Here is a 21,028-nt window from a genome sequence, read left to right as displayed (position 1 = left end):
TTCAGCCCACCGCCGCGTAGCTCTCGTACACCTCGTCGTCGTCGAGGGGCAGGATGCCAACCCCCCGCTCGTACTCCGTACGCGCAGTCTCAAGGAGCCGGCGCCATGAAGTGACAGTCGGCCGCCTGCGCAGCAGTGCGCGGCGCTCCCGCTCCGTCATACCTCCCCACACGCCGAACTCGACGCGGTTGTCGAGCGCGTCGGCCAGGCACTCCGTGCGCACCGGACATCCGGTGCACACCGCCTTGGCCCTGTTCTGCGCTGCTCCTTGAACGAACAGTTCATCTGGATCGGTAGTGCGGCAGGCCGCCTGCGCACTCCAGTCGGTTACCCAGCCCATACCGGCGCCGTCCTCTCCCGAATCGAGGCTCCCCCACGGCGGCAGCGGCATATTCACCGCCGCCAGTTGAGGACGTTACGGAAGGTGGGCACAGCGCAACACCCCCTTCGGGCCCAATCTTGAATGGCCCGAACGGACTATGGGTAAGCGGCAGATCACCCGGGGGAGTGAGCCCGCGACATACCTGACTGTTCCGGCAAACCGGGACAGTTCCATGGCGTCACAACGGGCACCAGATGACACACGAGGCGGATTCGGGCACGTCCCCATCAAAAAAGTCGAGGAACTTCCGGAACGATTCGGGGTCGCCGGACGTATTGATACGTAGCCCTACAGCTGTGACAGTTGAGAGCAGCTTAGGCCAAGGCCTATACGCGTGTCCGGTGAATGAGAACGTAGGCTGCCCCTATGCCAAAGAAGCGCTCGGGCGGTGGTCTGTCCTCCACACAGCAGGCCGCCAAGTTCCTCGGTGTCAGTGTGCTCGCGGGAGCCGTGATGGCAGGCATCGCGCTGCCCGCGGCCGGTGCGCTGGGTCTCGCGGCCAAGGGGTCGGTGGAGAGCTTCGACGAGCTCCCGGCCAATCTGAAGACGCCGCCGCTGAGCCAGCGCACCACCATCCTCGATGCCGACGGCGGCCAGCTCGCCACCGTCTACTCGCGTGACCGCACGGTGGTCGGGCTCAAGAACGTCTCGCCGTACATGCAGCAGGCGATCGTCGCGATCGAGGACTCGCGGTTCTACGAGCACGGTGCGATCGACCTGAAGGGCGTCCTGCGCGCGCTCAACAAGAACGCGCAGAGCGGTGGGGTCTCGGAGGGCGCGTCCACGCTCACCCAGCAGTACGTGAAGAACGTCTTCGTGGAGGAGGCCGGCGACGATCCGACGAAGGTCGCCCAGGCCACCCAGCAGACCCTCGGCCGCAAGATCAACGAGCTGAAGTACGCGATCCAGGTCGAAGAGGAACTCGGCAAGAAGAAGATCCTCGAGAACTACCTGAACATCACGTTCTTCGGCCAGCAGGCGTACGGCGTCGAGGCCGCGGCCCAGCGCTACTTCTCGAAGTCCGCCAAGAACCTGAACCTCCAGGAGTCGGCCCTCCTCGCCGGCATCGTCCAGTCGCCCAGCCGGTACGACCCGGTCAACGACGAGACGGAGGCCACCAAGCGCCGCAACACCGTGCTGAGGCGCATGGCCGAGGTCGGCGACGTCTCCCAGGCGGAGGCCGCCAAGGCCATGAAGCAGCCGCTGGGCCTGAAGGTCAGCACGCCCAACAACGGCTGCATCACGGCCGTCCAGGGCGCCAGCTTCTTCTGCAAGTACGTCGAGCGGGTCTTCCTCAGCGATCCGGTCTTCGGCAAGTCCCGCGAGGAGCGGGCGAAGACCTGGAACCAGGGCGGCCTGACGATCCGCACGACCCTCGACCCGCAGGCGCAGAACTCGGTCGAGGAGTCGCTCAAGGACCACGTCAACAAGAGCGACAAGGTCGCAGCGGCGGCCACCCTGGTCCAGCCCGGCACCGGCAAGGTCGTCGCGATGGGCCAGTCGAAGCCGTACGGCTACGGCAAGAACGAGACCGAGTACAACTACTCGGTCGACGCGGCCTACGGCGGCTCCAACTTCGGCTTCCCGACCGGCTCGACGTTCAAGCCGTTCGTGGCGGCGGCAGCCCTGGAGGAGGGCCGCCCGGCGACGCAGGAATTCTCGTCGCCGTACGAGATGGAGTACCCGAGCCCCGTCCAGACCTGTGACAGCTCGCCGTGGACCAACCGGGACGGCGACAAGGTCTCGAACGAGAGCAAGTCGGAGGTCGGCCCGTACCAGCTGAAGGAGGCGATGGCCAAGTCGGTCAACACCTACTTCGTGCAGATGATCTCGGACATCGGCCTGTGTCCGGTCGTCAACATGACCGACAAGCTGCACGTCCGGCAGGGCAACGGCACCAAGCTGCCCGAGCGGCCCGCCATCGCGCTGGGGTCGGTGGGTCTGTCTCCGCTGACGATGGCGAGCGCGTACGCCACTTTCGCCTCCCGGGGCATGTACTGCTCGCCGGTCGCCATCGAGTCGATCACGCAGAAGGTCGGCGACGAGCAGAAGTCGCTGGAGGTCCCGAAGTCCACCTGCTCGCGGGCGATGAGCGAGAAGACCGCGGACACGGTCAACACGCTGCTGCGTGGCGTGATCGACTCCGGTACGGGTCAGCAGGCCGGTCTCACCGACCGCGAGAGCGCCGGTAAGACGGGTACGACGGACGAGCGCAAGAACGCCTGGTTCGTCGGCTACACGCCGAACATGTCAGGCGCCGTCTGGGTCGGCAGTGCCACCCAGAAGGTCAAGATGAAGAACATCACGATCGGCGGCGTCTACCACCCGCTCGTCTACGGCGGCCAGGTCCCGGGCCCGATCTGGAAGGACGCCATGACCGGCGCCCTCGAGGGCAAGGCCACGGAGTCCTTCAACCTCGTCAACATCCCGAACCCGGAGAAGGACCGTGGCGACGAAAAGGGGAACGGCAACGGGAACGGGAACGGGAACGGCAACAACGACGGGGACAACGGCGGAACCACCGACGGCGGCGGGGGCACCGTCCCGTCGCCCACCTTCTCCATCCCGGAGGGCTTCTTCCAGGGCAACGGCAACGGGACCGGCGGCCGCGGCTGACGCGGTGAGCTGAGACGGCCGTTTACTGCGAGCGGCCCCTCATCTCCCGTACGAATTGATGTCGTACGGGAGATGAGGGGCCGCTCCTGCTTGTGATGCGGGCCGGAGTCGGTCAGCCCGCGAGGAGCTTCTTGACCGCGGCGGCGACGCGGCCGCCCTCGGCCTGGCCGGCCACCTTCGGGTTGACGATCTTCATGACGGCGCCCATGGCCCGCGGCCCCTCGGCGCCGGCCGCCTTCGCCTCCTGGACGGCCTGGGCGACGATGTCGTTCAGCTCCTCGTCGCTGAGCTGCTTGGGCAGGTACGCGGCGAGCACCTCGCCCTCCGCCTTCTCCCGCTCGGCCGACTCGGCACGACCACCCTGCGCGAACGCGTCCGCGGCCTCGCGGCGCTTCTTCGCCTCACGGGTGATCACCTTCTGCACTTCGTCGTCGGAGAGCTCGCGCTTCGTCTTGCCCGCGACCTCCTCCTTGGTGATCGCGGCGAGGGTCAGCCGGAGCGTCGAGGAGCGGAGCTCGTCGCGCCCCTTGATCGCGGCGTTGAGGTCTTCCTGCAGCTTCGACTTGAGCGTGGTCATGGGTTTGATTGTCGCAGGTGCCGCGCCCCCGATGCCCGTCCATTTAGAGGGCGGTGAGGCACGGAGCACTCGCACGGTCTGACACGATGGGCGTATGCGCTCGCGATACGGAGTACCCCTGGGAGTCGTGGCGGCCGGCACGGCCGGTCTGGTGTACGCGGCGGGCTTCGAGACCCGCTCCTTCCGCCTCCGACGGGTGACCGTCCCCGTCCTCCCCTTGGGGATGCGCCCGTTGCGCGTGCTCCAGGTCTCCGACATCCACATGGTCGGTAGCCAGCGCAAGAAACAGCGCTGGCTGCGCTCGCTGGCCGGTCTGCGCCCCGACTTCGTGATCAACACCGGGGACAACCTCTCCGACCCGGAGGGCGTGCCGGAGGTGCTGGACGCGCTCGGTCCGCTGATGGAGTTCCCGGGCGCGTACGTCTTCGGCTCAAACGACTACTACGGCCCCAAACTCCGCAACCCCGCCCGGTACCTGTTCGAGAAGGCCCAGGGCCGCCACGGCCTGAACGGCAACGCACCCGCCGTCAACGCGATACACAACCCGTGGGAGGACCTACGGGACGGCTTCGACGGCGCGGGCTGGCTGAACCTCACGAACACCAGGGGCACGCTGAAGCTCGACGGTGTGTCGGTGGAGCTGACGGGCCTGGACGACCCGCACATCAAGCGGGACCGCTACGCGCAGGTGGCCGGCGGCCCGTCGGCCGGCGCCGACTTCTCGATGGGCGTGGTGCACGCGCCGTACCTCCGCGTGCTGGACTCCTTCACGGCCGACGACTACCCCTTGATCCTGGCCGGCCACACCCACGGCGGCCAGCTCTGCCTCCCCTTCTACGGCGCCTTCGTCACCAACTGCGACCTGGACACGGACCGCGTGAAGGGCCTGTCCACCCACACGGCGGAGGGGCGTACGGCGTACCTGCACGTGTCGGCGGGCTGCGGCACGAACCGCTACACGCCGGTACGGTTCGCGTGCCCGCCGGAGGCGACACTGCTGACGCTGGTGGGGCGGGAGTAGGGCTGCGGCGAGGTCGGCGGGGACGGCTAGCTGAGTCGGCGGGGCGGGGGCGCGAAGCCGGCGGGCCGGGGGCAGCGAAGCGGGCGGGCCGGGATAGCGAAGGCAGAGGGCCGGGGTTGACCCGCACGACCCGCCCGTATCACCCCCTTTGTCCGCTGTCTGCCCTACTTGGCGTGAGGGGCATGACCGCGCCGATATCCAGGGACATCCCGGGCATGCCCGCGCTGCTGGCCTCACCAGTCCCCGCAACGGCGGTGGTGCCCCCCGTACGCCGCCTTCTGGCCGCCGCCTACCGCCTACCGTCTGCTGATCGCCCTGACGGCGGCCGCGGCCGCGGCCGTGACGATCGACCTGCTCCTCGGCAGCCCGTCCGGATCCTGAGCCACTTCTCGATCCAGAGCACCATCCTGCTGGCGCTGGTCACGGTGTTCTCGGCCCGCCAGGCACGGACGGCCGCCCGCCCCCTGCCGTCCGCTCTGACGGACGCGGTCCTGTTCTACGTCACGATCACGGGCCTGGTGTGCCACCTGCTGCCGGCGAACGAGGCGAGCCCGTTCTCCCTGGCGGGCGAGGCAGCCACCCCCAAGCAAAACCGGATTTCGCCTCCAGCCACCGGTGGGCTAAAGTAAACGACGTCGCCGCGACAAGCAGCGACAATCGGGGTGTAGCGCAGCTTGGCAGCGCGCTTCGTTCGGGACGAAGAGGTCGTGGGTTCAAATCCCGCCACCCCGACAGCTGAAACACCAGGTCAGGGGCCTGATCCGCTTTGCGGGTCGGGCCCCTTCTGGGTTTCTGGGGCACTCTTGGGAGCCATTTGGGAGCCGGACCCAAAAGAGGGATCAGTCCCCCTGCACAGCTCCACCGAGGGAACCGCCGTCACGTGTCGCTGCTCGGCTCCTGCGCCTAGGCGTCGTCATCCCAGCACCAGCAATCCTTCGGATCGCCAAGCGCATGCGGAACATCGACGCCCCCCCAAGGCACGGCGTGATCACGAAGGAAGTCCTCGGCCGCACTCATGGCTATCCACCGGACGGTATACACCTCCTCCGCCTCCCGGTGTGTTCCATCGTCGCCGTGAGCAGTCCAGCCCCAAGCACACCGGTCTGGAAGGTATGTGATCTCGGCAACCCCGCCGTACCTTTCCACCGTGATCTTCTCTGGTTGCCCCGAGCCGTCGTCGACCGCGCCGGGCCACTTCTTACGCGCTGCCTGCTTGGAGATCCCCCAGGCAGATCCCAGATGGCCATAGGTAGCGCCCATTCCCCCGCCCATCAGCGCAGCCTCTGCGGCAAGCGCCTCAGCGGCTTCATGCACCCACCGCAGGGCATGCAGGTAGGCGAGCTGCCAGTCTGCGAACAACTCCGCCATAGCAGAGGGTTCGTGTCCGTTGACCAGGCATTCCTGACCACGCGCCGAGATCCGACCCGCGATCTTGCAGGCAAGCTCCCTCAACTGGTCCTGCATCCAGGCTGCTTCGGCAGCATGAGGCGGACGCCACGGATCCGCCATGGCGTCCGAATCGAACCAGAACTCGTCATCGCTCACTGAACGCATGGGGACAACCGTAGTTGTCACAGCATGCCCGGTGAGGACAACCGTGATTGTCGCAACGGGCCCGTCGCAGAGCGGACTTCGAAAGTTTGATGTGCTCGGCTACTCGACTCGAAGCCACAGAGAGGAGAACAAAACTGCAGGTCACGCCCGCATGACCTGGCCTAGAGAAAGTGACCAGCCATGACAGCAAGGCCGGAAGGCGGGCGGATTGACTTGCGGTGCTAAGTAGCAGCTGCTCGAAGGTGGGCGCGCTCGAATCACCGGGCAACCCACTTGCTTACGGTCGATATGCGCCGTAGGCCCGAAGAATCGGAGAGGCCATGGCCAAGCACCTCAACTCTCACGTGGTTCCTGACGCTCAAGCGGTCTACCAGTCAGAGCCGCCCTCACGCACGCCGGCCTTCGAGCTTCGTTGCGGCCCCTTGCACGTGACACTTGATCGCGCACCGCTCAAGTTGCTGGCACTCGGGAGCACGATGACGGCCGTTGCCATGGGAGCAGCGAACTGGTTGCCGGGTTCTCGTCGCTCGGGGCAATTGAGAGTCCCGAGCGACGAGCCCTCGTTTCCTACTAGCGTGCGCGCAGTAGATCATCCAGCACACGCACCGGTGACGTCGGGCGCCTCGCGAGGCGAGCGTCGAGTGCCATCTCCCACTGCTCGGTGAGACCGAGCATGAGGCGCTTGCGCATGCCCAGTGTGACGTGGGCATAGCGCGCCGAGACCGAGCCGTCGATGTGGCCCATGCGCTCGTCCATGAGGACCTTCTCAGTGCCGAGGTCCTCCATCATCGTGCGGTGAGTGTGGCGTAGGCCGTGGGGTGTGAGGCCCTTGGCGATCGGGAGCCAGCAGGCGTCTGCCCGCTGACTCGCGCCGCGCCAACGTGCCGGGATACCGGGCCACGGCTCACCGAGGATCGGCACCGGTCGGGCCTCCTGCGGTGCCTTCTTCGGGTACCAGCCGGAGACCGCCGGGGTGAACAGCCAGGTGCCGAAGCCGTTCCTGCGCCAGTGGGCCGCGTGCTCAGTGGTCGTGCCGCCCCGCACGAAACCGAGGTCGGCGATCGCCTGCTCGACGCGGACGCGGGTGTCCTCCCGCACGCGGTCGGGGTGGTTGAGGACGTTGGACACCGTCCCCGTGGACACCCCTGCGAAGCGTGCGACGTCAACGAGCTTCGCGCCCTGGTGGCCACCGGTGCGAGCGGCTCCCAGCCCCCGGAAGACGTAGGTCCTGCCGTGGCATGAGCAGGGCGCCGGCTTCGTGCGGGCGACGTGGTTGAAGACCAGGGCGGACAGCCAGTCCATCGAGTCGATGGTGCGGTAGCTGTCGTCCTTGGGCGGGCAGCGCACCAGTTCGCCGGTGTCCAGCTCATAGAGCTGCCACTCGACGCGGAAGGCACCGGGGCGGACGAACTCCGTTTCTAGGCCGACGATTTCGCCCCAGCGCATGCCGGTGTAGCCCTTGAGGACGACGGCGACGAACTCGTCGTCACGGCCGGAGAGCAAGGCAGCGCGCTCCGCGGTCAGCAGGATGCCGAGCGGGTCAGTGATGACCTTCTCCGGGCCGCGGTCGCGGGAGCGGCCGGCGCGCTTGCCGCGTCCGCGCCTTCTGGCCGCCGGGTTGGACGTGATCAACCCCTCGTCGATCGCGTCCTCGAAGATCAGGTGGAGCGTCGAGCGCCAGGTCTTGACGCTGGAGGCCGCGTACACGGCCTTCTCCTTCTTCTCCCACAGGTCGACGTCCGTGCGCAGTACGCCGGCGAGCGCTTTGTCCTCGAAGTCGGGGAGCAGGTGCTCTTCGATGTGACGCTTGTAGTTCTGCATGGTCGAGGCGGCCAGATCCTGGGCCGCGTACCAGCGGTTCGCGTACTCGCCGAAGGTCTCCTGGCCCAGTGACGGATCGCGCCAGTCACCGCGCCGGTACTTGTTCTCGGCCTCGCTCGCGGCGCGCTGGGCCTCACCCTTGGTGGCGAACCGGATCGCCTTGCCGTTCTCATCGACGACCGTGAGGTGCATGCCGGGCGCCGTCTTGTACCGGCCGCGCCAGTAGCTTCCGCGCTTCTCCGCGAAACCCAACTTCCGTCTTCCTCCTTGCTCTTGGCTCGTGGCTGGGTGCGGGCGCGCTACACGAAGGTCTCGTACTGAGCACGGCGCGGCGGCCGGGCCCGCAGATGCCCCGTCGTCGCGGCCGTAGTCGGCCGAGGAGACTGGGCGGCACGAGTTCGTGCAGCGGGAGGACTTGTTACTGCTGGACCTGTCGGCGCACTGCTGAAGGATCGCTTCGGGCGCTCTTCGTGGAGGCGGACGATCTCGGCGAGGTGTGCGGCGGTGAAGCGGTAGGCGCGACCGACGCGGGTGTGCGGGATGAGGCCGCGCCGGGCACGGTCCTTGACCCACCAGGCGGAACAGCCGAGGGCTTCGGCGATTTCTTCGGGGTGGTAGAGACGGGGCAAGGGGGCTCCGCCCTCGGTGCCGGGAAAGCGGCGCAAGGGGGCAGGGGGTATCTCGGAGTGGTGCAAGAAGAGTGGGTCCTTACTCGGTTGGGGGCCTGCTCACTCAGCAGTGCTGGGCGGCCTTCGTCACATGGCGCTCGGTCCCTGCAGCAGCACGAGGGGCGAGACGCGGAGGGCCTGGGCGAGGGCGACGAGGTCGTCGATGTCGCAGTGGCGTTCGGCGCGTTCGATGCGGGACAGCATCGTGTTGGACATCGGGCGGCCGATGGCGGTGACTCGGGCGGCCAACTCTCGTTGGGCGAGACCTCGTTCGGTACGGAGGATTTCGATGGTGCAGGCGGTCCGTATTCCGGCCGGACTGATTCCCAGGGATCGTGCTGCCATAGCTCCAATTGGAACTCGTATTCGCCGGTTTGGTAAACCGGCGATCGTCGGCTATGTTGCGCCCGGCCGGGCAAGGGGAGTCGCCGCGGGTTGGGTTCCGGGCAGCCGACGGGTGGGGGCTGCATCCGGCGGACGGGTGCTCTGACATGGGATGTTGTGTTGTAGCTTGCGCTCCGACGGAGGTCAACGGCTTCCCGATGTGATCCTTCTGGCTCGGCCCCGTGGGCAACCAATTTCTGCAACCGGCAGTCTGGGATTATCATTTAGGGAATGCCCCGGAGTATGCGTTCGCCGTCAGCTGTCTGAATTCTCGGCGGAATGCTGGACTTCTGCGGCGTTGATGTGGCTGTCTTGGCCAGGCGAAGCCGCCAGCCCCACGCCCCTCGGGCCGGGGCTGTACCGCCACTCCCCCCGCGCGCCGCCCGACAAGGGCGCGCAACTCCACCTGCCCGTCCGGACCCAGGAGCCGCCGACCCATGAGCCTCGACGCCCGAGAGTGGGTGTGGGACCACAGCCGAAGCAAGGGCACCGCCCGCATGGTGCTCGCGTTGATCGCCGACCGCTGTCGCGACCGGAACTGCGTCGCGTACGCCTCCGTGCCCACCCTGATGAAGCGAGCGAACGCCTCCCGTACCGCCGTACGCGACGCCCTGGCCAAGCTGATCGCCGACGGCGAGCTCGTGGCGCTCGGTGACCGCAAGGGGCCACGGGGAGAGACGTACTACCACCTCCCGGAAGCCGCCCGGTTCCTCGCCGAACACGCCGTTGAAAGGGACCGGGAACCGGCCCTTCCGGGGGATCGGATTCCGACCCTCGGGGTGCCGGAATCCGGCCCTTCCGATCCTTTCGAAGAGGGGCCGGAATACGGCCTGGGGGAACGGAATCCGACCCCGGGAGGGTACGGATTCCGACCCGCCGGGGGCACGGATTCCGACCCCCAGAACGGTAGAGAACCAAAGGTGAACGGTAAGAGCAGCAGCTCTGCCCCACTCATCTCCGCCGACCAGTGGCAGATCGACGACGGCACCCGGGCCTGGTTGCAGCAGCACGGCCATCTCGACCGCCTCGGCGAGCAAGCCGTCCGATCGGCCGACGAGAAGTGGCGCGTCTACCGGGCCACGTGGCCTCCCCGTACCGCAGCCGCTTGGGCTGCCGACTGGCGCGCTTGGATCGCCCGGGAGCACACCCCCACCCCAGGCCGCCCGAACCTCTACGCCCTGCCCGGCGGCACGCCCACCCGGGCACCTGCCATGACGCGCTCCGAGCAGCACATGGCCGCCTTGCTCGCCGCCCTCGACGAACCGACCGGAACGGAGTAACCCGCCCTTGGACTCACGCGAAGTCGCCGCTGTCCTCGCCTACACCGGCCGCCTCGACCCCCGCACCATCCGCACCGGCACGGGCGAAGCCCGTGACCAGATCGCCCAGTGGCAGGAGCTGCTCGACGACGTGCCCTTCGCCACGAACCACGGCTGGGACGTCCGCGAGGCAATACGGGCCCACGTCCTCGGCTCCCCGTACCCGATCCTGCCCGTGGACGTCGCCCGCAGATGGCGGGCCCATCGGCGCGACCGCCTCGACCGGCACACCGACCCCACACCGGCTGCCGACCCGGACGATCCTGCCGCTTGGCGAGCCGAGTTGCTCCGCGCCCGCCACGCCGTCGCGGCCGGCGCGGCCCCGCCTTCCACACACCGGCAGATCACCGGCGGTGACCCGCAACGCGACATCGATGAGCACCTGCGCGCGATCGGGTCATACATCCCGCCGGCCGTCCGCACCGAGCTGACCCACTACCGTCCAACCCGCGCCGCACGCGAGGCCGCCGCCACCACAGGTGTCCCCGACGCGCTCAGTGTCCGGTGCGAGTGGTGCCACGCGCCCGCGGGCACCCCGTGCCGACAACGGCGGGCAAGCCCGGACGGCACCGCCAAGGGCAACGCGGTACGTGCGACTCCACACCCGTCGCGCATCGACCTCGCGACTGCCCGGATGGACCGACAGCGGGCTGCGTGACGCGGGCCAGCCTCGCTCCTCACCGTAGCTTCGTCGTCCTACAGCCGTCGGGTCCCGGATCAGTAGGACCCGATGGACGAGGACGTCTCGATGAGCACCTTGGGGACCGCGTCCCGGGGACCGAGCCTGCGAAGTTCGGGGACCGGATCTCGGTCCCCGACGGTCCCCGCGGTCACGGTCACCTCTTGGCGGGGACCGTCACGTGCGGGAACACCGCGCGTCGGAATCGGGGACCGTGACGCCACCGAACTGGGGACCGACTCGGGACCGGTCCCCCGGAAACTGCAGCTCAGACCGGCTATCTGGTTGGTCTCCAGAGCGTCCCCGACGACGGGGACCGACCCCGCATCGGCGCACGCGGTTGGGGACCGGTCCCCGCAGTGCAGCAGGACGGGACGGTCCCCCTGACGACGTGTCACGGGGACCGTCCCCGATGAACATCTCGTCACGGTCCCGAACCGTCTGGGGACCGTGCACCGCCGCACGCACGCCGGGGAACCGGTCACCGGCGCACGTCCTTCGACCACGACTCTCGGCCCGACGGCCCTACCTCAACAGCCCGTCCCAGATCTCGTCCCGCAACAGCCCAAGAGCTGCCCCATTCCTGGTCAATCGGCGCCTTGGCAGTTCAGCTCCCCCACCCGAACACACCCCGGAGAACCGCACGTGCACGAACGACACAATGAACGCCTCGGCACCCGTCAACAGGAGATGCCCACCACCCCAACCACCAGCGCAGCCAGCGCAGCAAGTTGGAGGTTCGGACACTCCCCCGCAGGGGGAGCGCCCGAACCCGACCCCGCCCCGAGGGTGGCGGGGTCCGTCCGGCGCCAGGGGGCGCCGGATGGGAAGGCTGCGACCGAGGGCGGATCGCAGCCAGGGAAGGCCGGCCGCAAGCGCCGGACCAAGATCAGGGGGAAGGCGCGTCCGCGCGACAAGAAGCAGCGTCCTGCCCAGAGTGTCCGCCTCAGCGATCAAGAGCACGCCATCATCCAGGTCGGCGCTGATGCCGTCGGCATGAGTCTGGCCGGCTTCCTCGCTCACTCCGCGCTGGCTGCCGCCCGTGACCAGTCCCGCACCGCCGCCACCATTGCCACCGAACGCGATGTGCTCACAGAGCTGTTCGCCATGCGCCGTCAGCTCGGCTGGGCCGGCAGCAACCTCAACCAGGTGGCCAAGGCCCTCAACTCCGGCGGCGATGTGCCTCACCTCAAGGAGGTGCTCGCCGACATTCACCGCGCGGCCAACGCCGTGAAGGAGGCCGCCGACCGGGTCACCAACCGCCAAGGGCAAGAAGGTGAGGCGGCTTGATCCCCAGCATCCACAAGCAAGGCAGCCGTACCCTCGGCCTGCTCCACTACCTCTACGGCAAGGGCACGCACGAGGAGCACATCGACCCGCACCTGGTCGCCTCCTTCGACCACATGGCGCCCGACCCCGGCCGCGACCCCTCGGCCACGATGGAGGGCCTCAAGCAGCTCCTCGACCAGCCCCTCCATCTGCTCGACGCCGACCAGCGGCCCGAGAAGCACGTGTGGCACTGTTCGGTGCGCTCCGCCCCCAACGACCCGATCCTGACCGACGAACAGTGGGCCGACATCGCCCGCCGCATCGTCGCGGCCACGGGCATCGACCCCGGCGACGGCGCGGGCTGCCGCTGGGCCGCTGTCCGCCACGCCGACGACCACATCCACATCGTCGCCACCCTCGTACGCGAAGACGGCCGCCGCCCCGACCACCACCGTTCCGGCAAACGCGCCCAGGCCGAATCGCGCCTCATCGAAGCCGACTACGGCCTCCACCGCGTCACCCCCGGCGACGGCACCGCCGCCAAACGCACCACCAGCGCCGAGCGGCACAAGGCCGAACGTCTGGGCAAGGAGCGTGCCTCGCGCGACGAACTACGCGAAACCGTCCGCCGCGCGGTGGCCGGCGCCGCCAGCGAGAAGGAGTTCTTCGACCGCCTGGCCGCCGCCGGCGTGCTGATCCGGCAGCGCGTCGCGCCCTCCGGCGATCTGCTCGGGTACAAGGTTGCGCTGCCCGATGACCGCAACGACGACCAGGAACCAGTGTTCTACGCGGGCTCCACGCTCTCTCCCGACCTTTCCCTGCCCCGTATCTGCGAACGTTGGTCCGGCGACACCTCGCCCCAGAGCACCGACACACTCTCGGAGCAGCCCACAGGCCCGGCACCCAGCAGCCCTGCGGCGGCGCGGCGGCGGGCGGCCACGGCCGCGTGGCAGGCGGTGTTGGTCATCGACGGTGGTGAGGACGCCCAGGTGGCCGCGCACATCGCGGCGGCCGGGGAGATCCTGGACTCGCTCGCCAAGACCTCCGCCGCCCACACCCGGACCGAACTGGGCAAGGCGGCCTTCGCGTTCGAGCGGGCCACCCGCTCCCACATCAAGGCTGAGCGCGGACATGACCGTGCCCTGCGCCAGGCCGCCCGCGACCTCGTCTACAGCGGGCCGGCACTCGGCCGCGGGGAAGACGGCGAGACCACCGCGATGGCGATCGACATGCTGTTCTTCCTCGTCACCGCCGCCGCCCACTGGCATGCGAAGAAGGAGCACGCCCAGCAGGCCGCCGCCGCCCACCAGTCGGCCGAGCACCTGCGCGCCGCCTACCGGGCCGCGGCCGACATCCCACTGGCCGCGCTGTACCAACGAGGCCGACGTATGTCCCAGCCCTTGCGTCAGAAGCAGGCTGCCCACGTGCGTCAGGCGGTTCCGGAGCTGGCGGAACAGGTCCTGGCCGAACCGGGCTGGTATGCGCTGGCCGCCACCCTCGCCGACACCGAGGCCGCCGGACACGATCCGACCGCACTCCTGACGGAGGCGGCTGGGCGGCGGGAGCTTCAGACCGCGGAGTCGGTCAGCGACGTGCTGGTGTGGCGGCTGCGCCGCATGGCCGACCTGCCCGCCGACGCCTCCGCAATACCTCAGCCCAACAGCAGCCCCACGGCGCCGTCGGCCGGGCGCACCACTGGGCCTTCCACGAGCCAGACCGACCTGCGCCGTAAGGCCAGATGATCTATGGAATTCGGGACCTGGCGGCAGGTCAGATGTCTCGGTCCACACTCCGTGCGGCCCGAGACACGGCGGGTTCGGCGCTCACGGCCGCGCTTCCGATTTCTCGGTCTGCTCGCTGGAGATGAGATCCAGGACCTGATCTATGACGCCCTCGGGGTCCTGGGTGCGATCGATCCAGCTGGTGACCTCCTCGTGGAACTGCCTCCACCCGTCGGTGTCGAACCGGTAGGCGGCCTCGCGGATCTGGTCGAGGATGCGACCCTCGGTGTACGACACGTAGATGCCGAGGAACTGGCGGACGTTGAGTGGGCTGATCTGCTGGGGGTCGTAGACGACGTGATGGTCGTCGCCGTCGAGCCGGTGGGTGAAGAAGGTGCCGTCGTCGAGAAGAGCCTGCTCGACGTGAAGGTGGCGCTGCGTTCGCTCGGACACGGCGGCGAGGTGGTCGCACATGCGCTCGCGGAAGTTGTCGAAAGCCGCCTGCCTGTCGATTGTCGTCATGCCCGTACCTCCGGCCGCGGCTCGGAGATGGCGGCCATGACCCGGTCAACCTCCCGCTCGACACGTTCCTGCGGGGTCGGGCCCTCGACTGGCGGTTCGGTCATCTGTAGGCGCATGACGCGCAGGTGTCTGTGAAGTCCGAAAGCCGGGAGATCGTGGCGTCGAGGGAGGGCACGTCGAGGAACACACCGGGGCCGTCGGGGTCCTCAAGAAAGACGTCTGGGTATTCCTTGGTTGTGCCCTCGTCGAAGCCGAGATGGGCATGGAGTCGGACCGTGTCGGAGCCGTCCGTGTCGACCATGACCGCGGTGGCCTTGCGCCCGTAGTGCTCGATGTACGTCTCGCCATCGTCGTATTGGTGGGTGACGCACTCGTCGGGCTGGCACCACGGCCAGTGGCCGGACTCGGCTGCCGCCCTGCCTCCCGTGAGAAGGCCAGCCATCTCGTCGATCGCTTCCGCCAGCTTGCGCAACTCGGCCGCCTTTGCCCGGGCCTGCTCGGCGTCGAGGTCATCGCCCTGCAGGCCGATGACCGGTTTCGAGGTGGAGAGGTGGACCAAGTGCGCGTATATGAGGGGCTCTTCCCGGGAAATGCTGGTGACTACGTGATCGGAGCTGTTGTGGTCGAAGTGGTAGCCGGTCTCGACGCACCACCCATGTACGGTGCACCGGCCTTCTGCGGCTGAGCGAGTGGCGGCGATACACGCGAGCTCTTTCTGGAAGAGCTGCCCGAACAGGGCGAGCGCGGCTGCGGGGTCGGGCGCCCGATTGATCAGGGGCGAGATCTCAGCGGTCAGTTCCGTTACGAGCGCCTCCCCGGCCTCGGTGAGCTTGCCATCGGCAACGATGAGGCTGTCGGGGGACCCGTTCGTGCGGGAAGCGGTGCTGGGGCGCTTGTCGCTTGGGGCAGGCAAGGACTCGGTCGCCGGAGCAGCCGACTGTTCATGGGTGGTCGGCTCGGTTGCGGTGTTCACGGGTTCTCCCTTGATCGGCATGACGTGGGGTTGAACGCCTCGGCCGACGGCTCCACCCACCGGCTTCGAGACTCTCGTGCTGCTGTTCTGTCCTCGTAGCCCCAGCGTCAGGTGCGGTCCACGCGTCCCTTCTCCCTTCGAAGGCATCCAGCCCGAGAACCCTTACGCGGCACTACAATTCGCGCTCTTCAACGCACGGACTGGGCGGCGACAAGCAGTCCGCGTACTCAGCCGCACAGCAAAGATGCCCCTGCCAGAAGGCGCACCCTTCATCCGGTCCTGCACAGCGCAGGAGCACCTACGTGGGTGACGTCGCGCGGGATACGAGATAGCCGGTTGCAGGCTGAGAGGCGTCAGCCGCGGCGGACGACGCTGAGCTGGCCCTCGGCGCTCTCGGGCAGCGTGCGGCGGGGCACCGGGTCCGGTGAGGCGAGCGAGGAGGCGAACGCGGCGACCAGGTCATGCGGGACGCTGGTGCTGAAGCTCGCGCACCACAAATACGGGGCGCGGAGAACGGGTTGCGCCCATGCCTGCCAACCCACCAGGTCGGGACGCGGATCGGCGTCCTCGATCAGCGGCGGCAGCATCTCCAGGGAGACGCTGGAGGAGAACCCGGGGTCGATGGCGGTGGTGCGGGGTCGGTCCACGTCGCGAAACCAGCCCCGTGCGCCGAGTGCGTTGACGACCGTCTCGGGCCCCGCACAACCGACGTCCGGCGCCTCACGGGCGTCGAGGGCAACGAGGAGATCGGCGAGCGCCTCGTACGGGACGCCGGTGGTGAAGTAGGCGTTCCACTCCGACAGCGCGGAGGCGGCGTGGGGGCGTGCACTCAGTTGCCAGGCAACGGGCAGTTCGCCCAGCTCGAACGGGTAGGCCGCCAATATCCACTCGGCGCCGCACAGCCCGTCCCGGCTCACGTACAGCAGGGTGTGGCGGGCCGTGGGCCACATGCGCCAGCCGAGGCCGACCAGGGTGTCGCCGATCCGCTCGGCGAGTACGCCGTCGTCACCGGCGAGGTGGCGAGGGGTGACCCAGTACACCGGGTCCGGCGAGTCGGGACGGGAAGGGTCGTTGAGATCGTGCGGGTGCAGGGGCGCCTCCGTGGGCTCAGGGTGTTTCCGGCAGGGCGTTGTACGTTGGCATCCTTCGCCGCGGAGCACCAGTCCCTTCCGGATCTTTCCCGTCTGCCTCCGGCGAACTGGTGTCCGCTGCCGGTCTGTGACCTGGGCTGACTAACTTGGTTGGCAAGAAGCTCCCTTGGTTGACCTAGCTTTGTACTCCAACCGTAGATCGTGATCTTCATGTCCGGTCCGTGACTTGTCGGCGGTAATGGCTGGCCTGCACTCGGGCTTGATGACGGCGTCGCCAAGCCGACAGTTGAGCCGAAGGGCCGCATCACGCATGGGGCGGACGACGGGTGTCGTGAACAGCGCTGGATCTCGTTGCAGGTGAGTGGGATCAGCCCGACCGGGGCGCGACGGTGAGTGTGCTCGTCGGCACGGACGACTACGAGGAAGGGGTGGGCGAGGTGACTCAGCGCAACCACGAGGTGAAGTGGTAGACCTGGTGCTCGTCTGGAAGATCCTCATTGTCCGCTACCGCGGATTGCTGACGGTCTCCCCCGAGATCTTGGAGAATGTCACCCAGCTCGAGCTCTACCTGACTTGGAGCCCGGCATGATCGACATCGGTCTGGATGGCCTTCCGGGCCACCGGACGGGAACAGGGATGGAAACGTGGATCGACACGAGAAGCAGCGGCTCCGCGACTACATCGGCGAGCGTCTGGACGTCTCCGGCACGCGCCTGACGGACGACGAGGCGACGTTCCTGAGCGACTTCCTCGACGCGTACGACGAGACCTACAAGGGTCGCACGGAGACCCGCACCACGAGCCGTGACTGCTGGAGCTCCGACGGAAAATACACACGTCGCGAGACGTTCACCGACACGTTCACCGACGACGTCGGCATCCGCCAGGACTACGAGTACCAGGACGACGACGGGCAGAGCGGGTCGTCCACGAACGTGATCACGGACGCCCGAGGGATCCTGAACTGGTTTAGAGACCGCACCTAGGCGGTCACCGTCCACGGGGAGTTCGGCAGGTTCGCTGCGAACCATCCGTCAGCCAGCTCCAGCACCCGGTCAATATGCGCGGCATCGAAATATTCGGAGCCCATCACCGGTCGGATGCCCTGGCCGACCAGGCAGTCCAGGACATGCCGCTCGACGTCACGAGCTGCGCCGACGGGCAGGTCGACTATAAGTCTGCGGACTCGACCCAGACCGTGCTCGCTGCGGTGGGTATCAAGCCGCCCTCGTCCGTCACCCGAGGAGATTCCGGGCTTCACCATGGCCCCGTCGGTAACAACGTAGTACACGGTTGGTTCGGGGCGAACGCCCGCTCCGCTGCATCGGGCGCACAACAAGTCGCGCTTCAACCCAGTGTTGATGCCCACCGAGGTCAGGTGCCCGGCAACGCAGCATAGGCGCACAGTCTGGGCGATGCGGTCCGACATGACGTCCAGGATCATCACGTTCTGCTCGCGGGCGCGGCGCCTGAACTCAACAAGCTTCGGCGTCTGGAAAATACCGCGACACGTAACGCAGGGGGCGCCGACGCCGTCGGAACCCGTTGTGAATCCGTAGCCACTCCCCGGCACGCGCCCGGGGGTACGAGGATTCATCGCGGTGATGGTGAACTCATGCCCGTGCAGGCAGCGAACCTTTTTCGCCGGATACCCGTTAGGGGATGCGGCGTCGGCCAGGATTCGAAGATCGGTCTCGATGGCGTAGGCGGCGAACGACGCTCGGGCGACTTCCTCCCACCGCTTCCCCGCGCAGTGCTGGCACTCCTTCAGTGCCATGGGGAAAGCGCCCAGGGACGTCATTCCCGCCGCCATGAAGAACGCGTTCCCCGCGGGTGCCGGGACGATCGTGCTGCCGAGCTCGGGGTGCAGCGCGGTCACAGGGGTTACCTGAGTCGTATGCCCCGCGTCGCAGGACAGCGTCACGTGGTCCAGGATGCCGCTCAGCTTGCTCCGTACTGTCCAGCCCAGTTCGTATGCCCGCGTGGCGAAGAGCGCCATGACGGCCGCATCGGCACGGGCAAGCAGCCGGGCAGAGCGCAGCGCGTCCTCCGGCGAAGGCGCGGCGGTCCGCGTGTCGTTACTCATGTCGTCCTCCACCTCAGCAGGTGCGCCGGCTGCGCGAGCGCTTGGACGAGGTTGAGGTTCGCATGACGCACTGACAACGGGCGCAGGTACTCGCCTGGTTGGTGGACGCGGCCGACGTACGGACCGCGTGGAGGGGCTCACCCTGGATCGGCAACGGGCTGTGGTCAGCCTCCCCGCCGAGGTGACGATCCTGTGGTGAGAGAAGCCGAAGCGGCTGGGTTCGCTGTCAAACGCTTCGATTGGATGACGAAGGACCAACTGGTGTAAAGATGGACAGATTTTCCCCGGCAGTCGAGCTCGACCTCGCCAGAATTCCTCCGTCAGATACCCAACTCCTCCTCGATCGCCATGGCCACGGCTGGCCATGGGACATTCGGCTCGCCGAACAGTCGCCAATAGCGATACGAGGCGCGGACCAGAGAGCTGACGCCCAGCCGCGCCGAATCAGGGTCGATCGTTCCGATCACCCGGCGTGTGATTCCGCCGGCCCCCCGTGCGGCGGGACGGATGCCATGTCCAAGGAGGAGAGTGGCGGTTCGGACGGCGTCCAGGGTTGGTGGGGGCGCCAGGGTCGCGAACCTGCCGAAGACGAGGTCTCTCCACCCCAGTTGCGTACGTGCCCAGGCCAGCCGTTCCAGTCCGGTGCCGAGGTCTACCGCCATGCGCTCAGGGTTGTCGGTATTCCAGAGGAGGACGACGTCGCCGAGAGTCAGGTCGAGGTGGCTGAAGCGAAGGGTGATGCCTTCGACTTGACGGCGCCGCCATGTTGCCAGTTTGCCCTGGACGCTGATGTGGCGCGCATGGAAACCCAATCGTGACAGCACGCTGAGCCAACCGTCCAAGATCACACCGTATTCGTCCATGCGCTGAATCGGCTGAACACGGGAAACGTTGACGAACGAGGTCAGGAATCCTTCCCGGAGGTCGCCCGATGCGTCACGCTGCCCGGTGAAGCGGACAACAGGCTGGGGCAGGAAGCCGCTTCGGTAGGTCAGCGGATGCCCGTCCTTGAGGAGGGGGTCAAGGGCTTGGACGGCCGAGATCGTCAGCTCGGTCTCGCGGCCCCACCGAATTGGCAAGCAGGCGTCCTGCGGGACGCCCTGGGCCGCGAAGCCCGCCTTGAGCCCTGCCAGTAGCTCTTCCCACGACGGGGTCCGACGAGGCGGACAGTACGGCGATCCTCTGTGCGCATGCTCGATCGCGATCCGGCCGTCGGAGACGGTGAACTCCCATTGTGCTCCGAGGACTTGGCGTAGGACCGCAGGTAGGCGGACCTCCGAACGGGCCGACGGCCCGAGTACGAGATGTCTGGAACCGCTCGTCAGCATGGCCGAGTCGACATCGCGGTGAAGTGGCGGGCCGGATCGAAGCGATGCATCCCGATCTCTTGGACCTCCGTGTGCTTGAGGCCCTCGGCCTGCTCGATCGCAAGGGCGAGAAGCTCCGCTGCTGCCTCGTCGTCCTCGTCGGGGTCGGCCACCGTGTTCACGCCTGTCTGATCGCACAGGGCCGCCTCGGCGCAGGTTCCCTCGCGCCACGTGAGCGCGGCCATGGGGGTGCCTGCGCGGAGGGACTCGCCGAAGACGGCGGCGCCGGCCTCCACGTATGCACGGGCATAGGTGTAGACGAAGACGGAGGCGTCGCGGATGGCAGCGGTCTTGGCGGGGCCGCCGAGTTCGCCGGCCCGCTTCACGTGGCCTGCGCTGAAGAGACGCTCGTGGCGTCGTACGTATGTCTCGTCGAAGACGGGGCCGACGATCTGTATCCGGCGGCCGAGGATCTGGGCGGCTCGGACCGCGATGTGCGGCGCCTTCTCCTCGTCTATGCGGCCGAGCCACACGAGGTCGTCACCGGCGACGGCCGACGGTTCGTCCTCGTCCAGACCGAGGTGTACAGCGAGTTCAGGGATCGGCTGGTGCTCCGCGTACCGCTCGATCATCTCGGGCGAGTAGCAGTAGAGCCGTGACCGTTTGCCGTCGAAGGCGGTGTCGGCGTGCTGGAAGACGGGCGAGTGCTGGAAGGTGGCGACGTCGCAGTCCAGTTCGTTCCAGGTGCGCGTCCAGGCCGGCAGAGACGGGTATTCGTGGCCCACGACCAGGAGGTCGTATCCGGTGCTGCGGAGCTCGCGCTCGGCGAGCGATCCGGTGTTGAGGTCCTCCAGGCGGACCGGCCGGCGGACCCAGTCGTTCTCCAGGTCCGTGAGCCAGCCCGGCCCGAGGAGGTGTACGTCGGCGCCTGCGGCTCGGGCGCCTACGGCGACCGCCCATAGCCATCGTTCGATCCCGCCGTAGCCGGCGGGTGGAAAGGCGTAGCTACCAGGGAAGTCGCAGACGCCGACGAGCACG

19 protein-coding genes, 1 tRNA gene and 1 pseudogene are annotated in these 21,028 nt (G+C 67.9%); 9 read left to right on the top strand and 12 right to left on the bottom strand.

The features are described 5' to 3' along the window. Position 1 precedes the first annotated feature (1 nt). Positions 2 to 340, bottom strand: a complete 339-nt coding sequence (gene wblA / locus ACFYO2_RS29060; protein WP_388354974.1) for a transcriptional regulator WblA — start codon at positions 338 to 340, stop codon at positions 2 to 4. A gap of 408 nt (positions 341 to 748) precedes the next feature. On the opposite strand from wblA, the gene ACFYO2_RS29055 reads away from it, so the two are divergent. After that, positions 749 to 2,998 carry a transglycosylase domain-containing protein gene (locus ACFYO2_RS29055; RefSeq protein WP_388354973.1) on the top strand — a complete coding sequence of 750 codons (2,250 nt, stop codon included), beginning with the start codon at positions 749 to 751 and terminating at the stop codon, positions 2,996 to 2,998. Between the two features lie 112 nt (positions 2,999 to 3,110). Here ACFYO2_RS29055 and ACFYO2_RS29050 read toward each other — a convergent pair whose 3' ends face one another. Further along, the gene (locus ACFYO2_RS29050) at positions 3,111 to 3,575 is read right to left on the bottom strand and encodes a GatB/YqeY domain-containing protein (protein ID WP_388354972.1); all 465 of its coding nucleotides are present in this window, start codon (positions 3,573 to 3,575) and stop codon (positions 3,111 to 3,113) included. A gap of 94 nt (positions 3,576 to 3,669) precedes the next feature. Here ACFYO2_RS29050 and ACFYO2_RS29045 point away from each other — a divergent pair, with 94 nt between their 5' ends. The 3 genes and pseudogenes from ACFYO2_RS29045 (at position 3,670) to ACFYO2_RS29035 (ending at position 5,328) form a co-directional block, all read left to right on the top strand. Next, the gene (locus tag ACFYO2_RS29045) at positions 3,670 to 4,596 is read left to right on the top strand and encodes a metallophosphoesterase (RefSeq protein WP_388354971.1); all 927 of its coding nucleotides are present in this window, start codon (positions 3,670 to 3,672) and stop codon (positions 4,594 to 4,596) included. Positions 4,597 to 4,778: 182 nt separating this feature from the next. Then, positions 4,779 to 5,180, top strand: a pseudogene (locus ACFYO2_RS29040) (integral membrane regulator); the annotation flags it as partial. 74 nt (positions 5,181 to 5,254) lie between these two features. Continuing rightward, positions 5,255 to 5,328 (top strand) — tRNA-Pro (locus ACFYO2_RS29035). A gap of 171 nt (positions 5,329 to 5,499) precedes the next feature. On the opposite strand, the gene ACFYO2_RS29030 is transcribed toward ACFYO2_RS29035, so the two are convergent. The 4 genes from ACFYO2_RS29030 to ACFYO2_RS29015 form a co-directional block, all read right to left on the bottom strand. After that, positions 5,500 to 6,150, bottom strand: a complete 651-nt coding sequence (locus ACFYO2_RS29030; RefSeq protein ID WP_388354970.1) for a hypothetical protein — start codon at positions 6,148 to 6,150, stop codon at positions 5,500 to 5,502. A gap of 570 nt (positions 6,151 to 6,720) precedes the next feature. Then, positions 6,721 to 8,223 (bottom strand): LacI family DNA-binding transcriptional regulator, encoded by a 1,503-nt coding sequence (locus ACFYO2_RS29025; protein WP_388354969.1) that lies wholly within the window; start codon positions 8,221 to 8,223, stop codon positions 6,721 to 6,723. A gap of 47 nt (positions 8,224 to 8,270) precedes the next feature. Next, complete coding sequence (locus ACFYO2_RS29020) at positions 8,271 to 8,636, bottom strand: helix-turn-helix domain-containing protein (RefSeq protein ID WP_388354968.1); 366 nt, start codon at positions 8,634 to 8,636, stop codon at positions 8,271 to 8,273. Between the two features lie 90 nt (positions 8,637 to 8,726). Continuing rightward, entirely contained in the window at positions 8,727 to 8,984 is a 258-nt protein-coding gene (locus ACFYO2_RS29015) for a helix-turn-helix domain-containing protein (RefSeq protein WP_388354967.1), read from the bottom strand. Positions 8,985 to 9,460: 476 nt separating this feature from the next. On the opposite strand from ACFYO2_RS29015, the gene ACFYO2_RS29010 reads away from it, so the two are divergent. The 4 genes from ACFYO2_RS29010 to ACFYO2_RS28995 all read left to right on the top strand — a co-directional run bounded on the left by ACFYO2_RS29010 (position 9,461) and on the right by ACFYO2_RS28995 (position 14,032). Next, positions 9,461 to 10,303 carry a helix-turn-helix domain-containing protein gene (locus ACFYO2_RS29010; protein ID WP_388354966.1) on the top strand — a complete coding sequence of 281 codons (843 nt, stop codon included), beginning with the start codon at positions 9,461 to 9,463 and terminating at the stop codon, positions 10,301 to 10,303. 7 nt (positions 10,304 to 10,310) lie between these two features. Continuing rightward, positions 10,311 to 11,000, top strand: a complete 690-nt coding sequence (locus tag ACFYO2_RS29005; protein WP_388354965.1) for a hypothetical protein — start codon at positions 10,311 to 10,313, stop codon at positions 10,998 to 11,000. A gap of 810 nt (positions 11,001 to 11,810) precedes the next feature. After that, positions 11,811 to 12,311, top strand: a complete 501-nt coding sequence (locus tag ACFYO2_RS29000) for a plasmid mobilization protein (protein ID WP_388354964.1) — start codon at positions 11,811 to 11,813, stop codon at positions 12,309 to 12,311. Further along, positions 12,308 to 14,032: a relaxase/mobilization nuclease domain-containing protein gene (locus tag ACFYO2_RS28995; protein WP_388354963.1), complete on the top strand. Its 1,725-nt coding sequence runs from the start codon at positions 12,308 to 12,310 to the stop codon at positions 14,030 to 14,032. Before ACFYO2_RS29000 ends, ACFYO2_RS28995 begins: the two co-directional genes overlap by 4 nt. An 81-nt stretch (positions 14,033 to 14,113) precedes the next feature. Here the strand turns inward: ACFYO2_RS28995 and ACFYO2_RS28990 are convergent, their stop codons facing one another. The 3 genes from ACFYO2_RS28990 to ACFYO2_RS28980 form a co-directional block, all read right to left on the bottom strand. Then, on the bottom strand, positions 14,114 to 14,533 hold the full coding sequence (locus tag ACFYO2_RS28990) for a hypothetical protein (protein WP_388354961.1): 420 nt from the start codon (positions 14,531 to 14,533) through the stop codon (positions 14,114 to 14,116). Between the two features lie 100 nt (positions 14,534 to 14,633). Continuing rightward, entirely contained in the window at positions 14,634 to 15,506 is an 873-nt protein-coding gene (locus ACFYO2_RS28985) for a hypothetical protein (RefSeq protein ID WP_388354959.1), read from the bottom strand. Positions 15,507 to 15,859: 353 nt separating this feature from the next. After that, positions 15,860 to 16,546, bottom strand: a complete 687-nt coding sequence (locus ACFYO2_RS28980) for a DUF317 domain-containing protein (RefSeq protein ID WP_388354958.1) — start codon at positions 16,544 to 16,546, stop codon at positions 15,860 to 15,862. Positions 16,547 to 17,241: 695 nt separating this feature from the next. Between ACFYO2_RS28980 and ACFYO2_RS28975 the strand changes: the two genes are divergently transcribed. Further along, on the top strand, positions 17,242 to 17,583 hold the full coding sequence (locus tag ACFYO2_RS28975; RefSeq protein ID WP_388354956.1) for a hypothetical protein: 342 nt from the start codon (positions 17,242 to 17,244) through the stop codon (positions 17,581 to 17,583). Here the strand turns inward: ACFYO2_RS28975 and ACFYO2_RS28970 are convergent. The 3 genes from ACFYO2_RS28970 to ACFYO2_RS28960 form a co-directional block, all read right to left on the bottom strand. Next, positions 17,580 to 18,683 carry a hypothetical protein gene (locus ACFYO2_RS28970; protein WP_388354954.1) on the bottom strand — a complete coding sequence of 368 codons (1,104 nt, stop codon included), beginning with the start codon at positions 18,681 to 18,683 and terminating at the stop codon, positions 17,580 to 17,582. The genes ACFYO2_RS28975 and ACFYO2_RS28970 overlap by 4 nt on opposite strands. A 320-nt stretch (positions 18,684 to 19,003) precedes the next feature. Further along, the gene (locus ACFYO2_RS28965; protein WP_388354953.1) at positions 19,004 to 19,762 is read right to left on the bottom strand and encodes a hypothetical protein; all 759 of its coding nucleotides are present in this window, start codon (positions 19,760 to 19,762) and stop codon (positions 19,004 to 19,006) included. A 242-nt stretch (positions 19,763 to 20,004) separates the two neighbouring features. Beyond that, positions 20,005 to 21,027, bottom strand: a complete 1,023-nt coding sequence (locus ACFYO2_RS28960) for a glycosyltransferase (protein ID WP_388354951.1) — start codon at positions 21,025 to 21,027, stop codon at positions 20,005 to 20,007. Position 21,028: the final 1 nt, after the last annotated feature.

The organism is Streptomyces sp. NPDC006602, assembly GCF_042870385.1.
Lineage (GTDB): Bacteria > Actinomycetota > Actinomycetes > Streptomycetales > Streptomycetaceae > Streptomyces.
The sequence above is the reverse complement of the archived record's forward strand: the minus strand, read 5'-3'. Positions and strand labels throughout refer to the sequence as shown.